Origin of the sequence: Streptomyces sp. NPDC007162, from assembly GCF_040634175.1 — a bacterium.
Classification (GTDB): Bacteria; Actinomycetota; Actinomycetes; order Streptomycetales; family Streptomycetaceae; genus Streptomyces.
Map to the genome: position 1 here is coordinate 1 of NZ_JBEYFC010000483.1, position 6,799 is coordinate 6,799.

At 72.2% G+C, this 6,799-nt stretch carries 5 protein-coding genes; 4 read left to right on the forward strand and 1 reads right to left on the reverse strand.

What is annotated here, in order from left to right:
• Nucleotides 1-900 (reverse strand): saccharopine dehydrogenase NADP-binding domain-containing protein (locus ABZ646_RS36760; protein ID WP_360529050.1); only part of this gene is annotated, 900 nt, incomplete at its 3' end.
• Nucleotides 901-1,089: 189 nt separating this feature from the next.
• Between ABZ646_RS36760 and ABZ646_RS36765 the strand changes: the two genes are divergently transcribed.
• The 4 genes from ABZ646_RS36765 to ABZ646_RS36780 are packed head-to-tail and all read left to right on the forward strand — an operon-like array spanning nucleotide 1,090 to nucleotide 6,795.
• Nucleotides 1,090-2,304, forward strand: a complete 1,215-nt coding sequence (locus tag ABZ646_RS36765) for a CaiB/BaiF CoA-transferase family protein (RefSeq protein WP_360529053.1) — start codon at nucleotides 1,090-1,092, stop codon at nucleotides 2,302-2,304.
• Nucleotides 2,304-3,317 (forward strand): LLM class F420-dependent oxidoreductase, encoded by a 1,014-nt coding sequence (locus tag ABZ646_RS36770; protein WP_360529056.1) that lies wholly within the window; start codon nucleotides 2,304-2,306, stop codon nucleotides 3,315-3,317. The genes ABZ646_RS36765 and ABZ646_RS36770 overlap by 1 nt, the downstream gene beginning before the upstream one ends.
• A 45-nt stretch (nucleotides 3,318-3,362) precedes the next feature.
• Nucleotides 3,363-4,577, forward strand: a complete 1,215-nt coding sequence (locus ABZ646_RS36775; protein WP_360529059.1) for an acetyl-CoA C-acetyltransferase — start codon at nucleotides 3,363-3,365, stop codon at nucleotides 4,575-4,577.
• 40 nt (nucleotides 4,578-4,617) lie between these two features.
• Nucleotides 4,618-6,795 (forward strand): 3-hydroxyacyl-CoA dehydrogenase NAD-binding domain-containing protein, encoded by a 2,178-nt coding sequence (locus tag ABZ646_RS36780; protein ID WP_360529062.1) that lies wholly within the window; start codon nucleotides 4,618-4,620, stop codon nucleotides 6,793-6,795.
• Nucleotides 6,796-6,799: the final 4 nt, after the last annotated feature.

The following is a 6,799-nucleotide window of genomic DNA, read 5'->3' on the forward strand; positions in this document are numbered from 1 at the left end:
CAGCGTCAGGCCGAACGCCACGGCGATGAGGGCGGTGATCCAGGTCGAGCGGAGGACCGCGCCCACGGCCGCCACGCCGCCGAGCGCCACCGGCAGATGCCGGACAGCCGCATAGTGCCGGTAGCGGAAGTCGGGGCCGTAACGGTCCAGGGCCCTCGCCGAACGGCGCACGATCTGGGCGTCGATGGTGGGCAGCGGCAGCGCCCAGGCGCCGATCTCGCCGGCGAACCGCGGCGCTCCGGCCGGCGCGCTCGCCCGCCGGCCCATCAGCCGGGGTTCGTGCCGGGCCCGGTCCCGCGCGGCGGCTGCCATCTGCCGGGGACGCGCGAACTGTTCCAGCGCGGAGGCGAAGGTGCCGCCGGAGAACGTCGCGTCGGCGGTCACGAAACCGTCCACGGTCAGCGGCACACCCTCCGGCAGGCGGCCGACCGTGAAGTACGCCCCCAGGTCGTGCGGCACCGAGTCGAAACCGCACGCGTGCACCAGACGGGCGCCGGTCTCCCGCGCGCGTGCGTCGTGGCGGACGTACATCAGGTCGACGAACTCGGGCTCACCGCACAGGTCCAGGTAGTCGGCCCCGGTGTCCGCGCAGGCCGCGACCAGCTCCTCGCCGTGACGGCCGTACGGACCGACCGTGGAGGCCACCACGCGCGCGTGCTCGGCGAGGGCGCGGACAGAGGCCGGTTCCGTGACGTCGGCGCGCAGCAGGCCGACCTTCGAGCCGCCCGGCAGCCGCTCGCGCAGCGCCCGCAGCCTGCGTTCGTCGCGGGCCGCCACCGCCCAGCGCAGGCCCTCGGGTGCGTGCGCGGCCAGGTACTCGGCGGTGAGCTCGCCGACGAAGCCGGTGGCCCCGAAGAGGACGATGTCGTAGGGACGGTCCGTCGCTTTCAGCCTGCTCATGACACCTCTTGGTCGTCGAACCCGCGCCGTTGTCGGTGGCTGAGGCTAGCGTGAAGGGTGCGGACGCACCCCCACCGGGTATCTTGACTAAGCGCTTGCTCGTCCACTCTTGTGCCCAGTGGAACGTGTTCTTAGCATCATCGGTGTTACATCAGTTGTGTCACACGACTCCATCGGACCGGAGGCGGCATGACCACGGCAGGGACGCCAGGACAGGGCCCGCTCTCCGGCGTGCGCGTGGTCGAGCTGGCCGGCATCGGACCGGGCCCGTTCGCCGCGATGCTCCTGGCCGACCTGGGCGCCGACGTGGTCCGCGTCGACCGGCCCGGCGGCCCGGGGCTGGCGATCGACCCGGCGTACGACGTCACCAACCGCAACAAGCGCTCGGTGCTCGTCGACCTGAAGTCCCCGGACGGCCCCGCCCGTGTCCTCGGTCTCGCCGCACGGGCCGACATCCTCGTCGAGGGCTACCGCCCCGGCGTCGCCGAGCGCCTCGGCGTCGGCCCCGCGGACTGCCACGCCCGCAACCCCCGGCTGGTCTACGGCCGGATGACCGGCTGGGGCCAGGAGGGGCCGCTGGCCCACCGCGCCGGGCACGACATCGCGTACATCGCCCTCACCGGCACCCTCGGCATGATCGGCCGCCCCGACGAACCACCGGCGGTACCCGCCAACCTCCTCGGCGACTACGCGGGCGGCTCCCTCTACCTCGTGGTCGGCGTCCTGGCGGCGCTCCACCACGCGCGCACGACCGGCACCGGCCAGGTGGTGGACGCCGCCATCGTGGACGGCACCGCGCATCTCGCCACGATGATCCACGGCATGCTGGCCGCGGGCGGCTGGCAGGACCGGCGCGCCGCCAACCTGCTGGACGGCGGCTGCCCGTACTACGGCACCTACGAGACCGCCGACGGCGGGTACATGGCGGTCGGCGCCCTGGAGCCGCAGTTCTACGCCGAGTTCCTCGACCTGCTCGGCGGCCTGGAGGACCTGGCCGGCGCCCGCAAGGACTGGACCCGCTGGGACGAGCTGCGCGAGCGGGTCGCCGCCCGCTTCAAGGCACGCACCCGGGACGAGTGGACGGCGGTCTTCGAGGGCTCCGACGCCTGCGTGGCCCCCGTGCTGTCCCTGAGTGAGGCCCCGCACCACCCCCACCTGGCCGCCCGCGCCACCTTCACCGACCACGGCGGCATCACCCAGCCGGCCCCCGCCCCCCGTTTCTCCGCGACCCCCACGAGCGTGCGCACCGCCCCCGCGCGGCCGGGCGCCGACACCGCCGAGGTGGCCCGCGACTGGGCCGTACCGGCCCTGCTCGACGCCGCGGCGCCCGACGACCAGGACGACGACGAGGAGCGCCGCGGGGACGGCGACCGCCGCAAGGACGACGACAAGGACACCACCTGATGGAGCTCTCGACCTTCCTCGACTACGCGGGTGACCCGCGCGGAGCCGCGGACCAGGCGGCCGCGCTGGAATCGGCGGGCCTCGACGCGGTCTGGGTCGCGGAGGCCTACGGCTTCGACTCGCCCACCATCATGGGCTACCTGGCCGCCCGCACCGAACGGATGAAGATCGGCTCCGCGATCCTCAACGTCTACTCCCGCACCCCCGCCCTCATCGCCCAGACGGCGGCCGGCCTCGACGCGATCTCCGGCGGCCGGGCGATCATCGGTCTCGGCGCCTCAGGACCGCAGGTGGTCGAGGGCTGGCACGGGAAGGCCTACGACAAGCCGCTCGGCCGCACCCGCGAGACCATCGAGCTGACCCGGCGGATCCTGCGCCGCGAAACCATCGACCACCACGGCATCACCGACATGCCGCGCCCGGGCGGCCTCGGCAAGCCCCTGAAGATCCTCACCAGGCCGGTCCGCCCCGAGGTACCGCTCTACGTCGCCTCCCTCGGCCCCGCCAACGTCCGGATGACCGCCGAGATCGCCGACGGCTGGCTGCCCACCCTGTTCATCCCGGAGAAGGCCGGGGAGGTCTGGGGGACCCCGCTGGCCCAGGGCGCCGCCCGGCGTGACCCGGCCCTCGGCGAGCTGAAGATCGTCGCCGGCGGACTGCTGGCCATCGGCGACGACGCGGCCGCCGTACGCGACCGGGTCCGCCCCAGGATCGCCCTCTACGTAGGCGGCATGGGCGCGCCCGGCAAGAACTTCTACAACGACCTCGCCGTCGCCTACGGCTACGAGAAGGAGGCCCGGCTCATCCAGGAGCTGTACCTCGACGGCCGGCACCGGGACGCCGCGGCGGCCGTTCCCGACGAGTTCTGCGAGCTCATATCCCTGTGCGGCCCCGAAGGCTACGTCCGCGAGCGCATCGAGGCCTTCCGCGAGGCCGGCGTGACCATGCTGGACGTCACCCCCGTCGGCCCGGACCCGGCCCGCCTGGTCGAGACCGTCAAGAACTGGCTCTGACCCCACACCCTCGCTCTGCGCGAACCCTCGTTGAAAGGCTTGTCAGTGAGCACCGAAGCGTATGTGTACGACGCGATCCGCACCCCGCGCGGCCGCGGCAAGGCGAACGGCGCCCTGCACGGCACGAAGCCCATCGACCTCGTCGTCGGACTCATCCACGAGCTCCGGGGCCGCTTCCCGGGCCTCGATCCCGCCGCCATCGACGACATCGTGCTCGGTGTCGTCGGCCCGGTCGGCGACCAGGGCTCCGACATCGCGCGGATCGCCGCCATCGCCGCCGGGCTGCCCGACACCGTGGCCGGCGTCCAGGAGAACCGCTTCTGCGCCTCCGGTCTCGAGGCGGTCAACATGGCCGCCGCCAAGGTCCGCTCCGGCTTCGAGGACCTCGTCCTCGCCGGCGGCGTCGAGTCGATGTCCCGGGTGCCGATGGCCTCGGACGGCGGCGCCTGGTTCAACGACCCGATGACCAACCTGGCCGTCAACTTCGTGCCGCAGGGCATCGGCGCCGACCTGATCGCCACCATCGAGGGCTTCTCGCGGCGGGACGTCGACGAGTACGCGGCGCTCTCCCAGGAGCGGGCGGCGACCGCCTGGAAGGAGGGCCGCTTCGACCGCTCCGTGGTCCCGGTGAAGGACCGCGCGGGCCTCACCGTCCTCGACCACGACGAGCACCTGCGGCCCGGTACCACCGCCGACTCCCTCGGCAAGCTGAAGCCCTCCTTCGCCGACATCGGCGAACTCGGCGGCTTCGACGCGGTCGCCCTGCAGAAGTACCACTGGGTCGAGAAGATCGACCACGTCCACCACGCGGGCAACTCCTCCGGCATCGTCGACGGCGCCTCCCTGGTCGCCATCGGCTCCAAGGAGATCGGCGAGCGCCACGGCCTCACCCCGCGCGCGCGGATCGTCTCGGCGGCCGTCTCCGGCTCCGAACCCACCATCATGCTCACCGGCCCCGCCCCCGCCACCCGCAAGGCCCTCGCCAAGGCCGGCCTCACCATCGACGACATCGACCTGGTCGAGATCAACGAGGCGTTCGCGGCGGTCGTGCTGCGCTTCGTGAAGGACATGGGCCTGTCCCTGGACAAGGTCAACGTCAACGGCGGCGCCATCGCGCTCGGCCACCCGCTGGGCGCCACCGGCGCGATGATCCTCGGCTCGCTCGTCGACGAACTGGAGCGCCAGGACAAGCGCTACGGCCTCGCCACGCTGTGCGTGGGCGGCGGCATGGGCATCGCCACCATCGTCGAGCGCGTCTGAAACCCCGGCGGAACCACCAGACCTCACGGAGACACGAACCATGACCGAGAGCACCACCATCCGCTGGGAACAGGACGACACCGGCGTCGTCACCCTCGTCCTCGACGATCCGAACCAGTCCGCCAACACCATGAACGCGGCCTTCGTCGAGTCGATCGCCGCGATCGCCGACCGCCTGGAGGCCGAGCAGGACTCCGTCCGAGGCGTCATCCTCACCTCCGCCAAGAAGACCTTCTTCGCCGGCGGCGACCTGCGCGACCTCATCCGGGTCACCCCCGAGACCGCCCAGGACCTCTTCGACGGCGGCCTCGCGATCAAGCGCAACCTGCGCCGTATCGAGACCCTCGGCAAACCGGTCGTCGCCGCCATCAACGGCGCGGCCCTCGGCGGCGGTTTCGAACTCGCCCTCGCCTGCCACCACCGCGTCGCCCTCGACACCCCCGGCACCAAGATCGGCTGCCCCGAGGTCACCCTCGGCCTGCTCCCGGGCGGCGGCGGGGTCGTCCGCACCGTACGCCTGCTCGGCATCGCCGACGCCCTGCTGAAGGTCCTCCTCCAGGGCACCCAGTACAACGCCACGCGCGCGCTGCAGAACGGCCTCGTCCACGAGGTGGCCGCCACCCCGGACGAACTGCTGGCCAAGGCGCGTGCCTTCATCGACGCCAACCCCGAGTCACAGCAGCCCTGGGACAAGCCGGGCTACCGGATCCCCGGCGGCACGCCCGCCAACCCCAAGTTCGCCGCCAACCTGCCCGCGTTCCCGGCGAGCCTGCGCAAGCAGACCAACAACGCGCCCTACCCGGCGCCGCGCCGCATCCTCGCCGCAGCCGTCGAGGGCAGCCAGGTCGACTTCGAGACCGCCCAGGTCATCGAGGCCCGCTACTTCGTGGAGCTGGCCGCCGGACAGATCTCGAAGAACATGATCCAGGCGTTCTTCTTCGACCTCCAGGCCGTCAACTCCGGTGCCAACCGCCCGCGGGGCGTCGAGCCCCGCGAGGTCACCAGGGTCGCCGTGCTCGGCGCGGGCATGATGGGCGCCGGGATCGCCTACTCGTGCGCCCGCGCGGGCATCGACGTCGTCCTCAAGGACGTCTCGATCGCCGCCGCGCAGAAGGGCAAGGGCTACTCCGAGAAGCTGTGCGCCAAGGCCGTCGCCAAGGGCCGTACCAGCCAGGAGAAGGCGGACGCACTGCTCGCCCGGATCACGCCCACCGCGGACCCCCAGGACCTGGCCGGCTGCGACGCGGTGATCGAGGCCGTCTTCGAGGACACCGCCCTCAAACACAAGGTGTTCCAGGAGATCGAGTCCGTCGTCGCCCCCGACGCGCTGCTCTGCTCCAACACCTCCACGCTGCCCATCACCGCCCTCGCCGAAGGCGTCGAGCGCCAGGCCGACTTCATCGGGCTGCACTTCTTCTCGCCCGTCGACAAGATGCCGCTCGTCGAGATCATCAAGGGCGATCGCACCGGCGACGAGGCACTCGCCCGCGCCTTCGACCTGGTCCGGCAGATCAACAAGACGCCGATCGTCGTCAACGACTCGCGCGGCTTCTTCACCTCCCGGGTGATCGGCCACTTCATCAACGAGGGCGTCGCCATGGTCGGCGAGGGCATCGAGCCCGTCTCCGTCGAGCAGGCGGCGGCCCAGGCCGGCTACCCGGCCAAGGTGCTCTCCCTGATGGACGAGCTGACCCTCACCCTGCCCCAGAAGATCCGCCGCGAGTCGAAGCTGGCCGTCGAGGAGGCGGGCGGCACCTGGCAGGCACACCCGGCGGAGGCGGTCGTCGACCGCATGGTCGACGAGTTCGGCAGGCCCGGCCGCAGCGGCGGCGCCGGCTTCTACGACTACGCCGAGGACGGCAGCCGGGCCGCGCTCTGGCCGGGTCTGCGCGAGCACTTCACGAAGCCCGGCCACGAGATCCCGTTCCGGGACATGCAGGAGCGGATGCTCTTCGCCGAGGCGCTGGACACCGTCCGCCTGCTGGAGGAGGGCGTCCTCACCTCGGTCGCCGACGCCAACATCGGCTCGATCTTCGGCATCGGGTTCCCGGGCTGGACCGGCGGCGTCCTCCAGTACGTCAACGGTTACGAAGGCGGCCTCGCGGGCTTCGTGGCCCGCGCCCGTGAGCTCGCCGAGACCTACGGCGAGCGTTTCACCCCGCCCGCGCTGCTTCTCGCCAAGGCGGAGCAGGGGGAGACCTTCACCGACGCCCGCTGACGGC

What these genes read in the sequence shown, in the direction of transcription:
- ABZ646_RS36765 (WP_360529053.1), top strand. Translation starts at nt 1,090, where the DNA reads ATGACCACGGCAGGGACGCCAGGACAGGGCCCGCTCTCCGGCGTGCGC.
- ABZ646_RS36770 (WP_360529056.1), top strand. Translation starts at nt 2,304, where the DNA reads ATGGAGCTCTCGACCTTCCTCGACTACGCGGGTGACCCGCGCGGAGCC.
- ABZ646_RS36780 (WP_360529062.1), top strand. Translation starts at nt 4,618, where the DNA reads ATGACCGAGAGCACCACCATCCGCTGGGAACAGGACGACACCGGCGTC.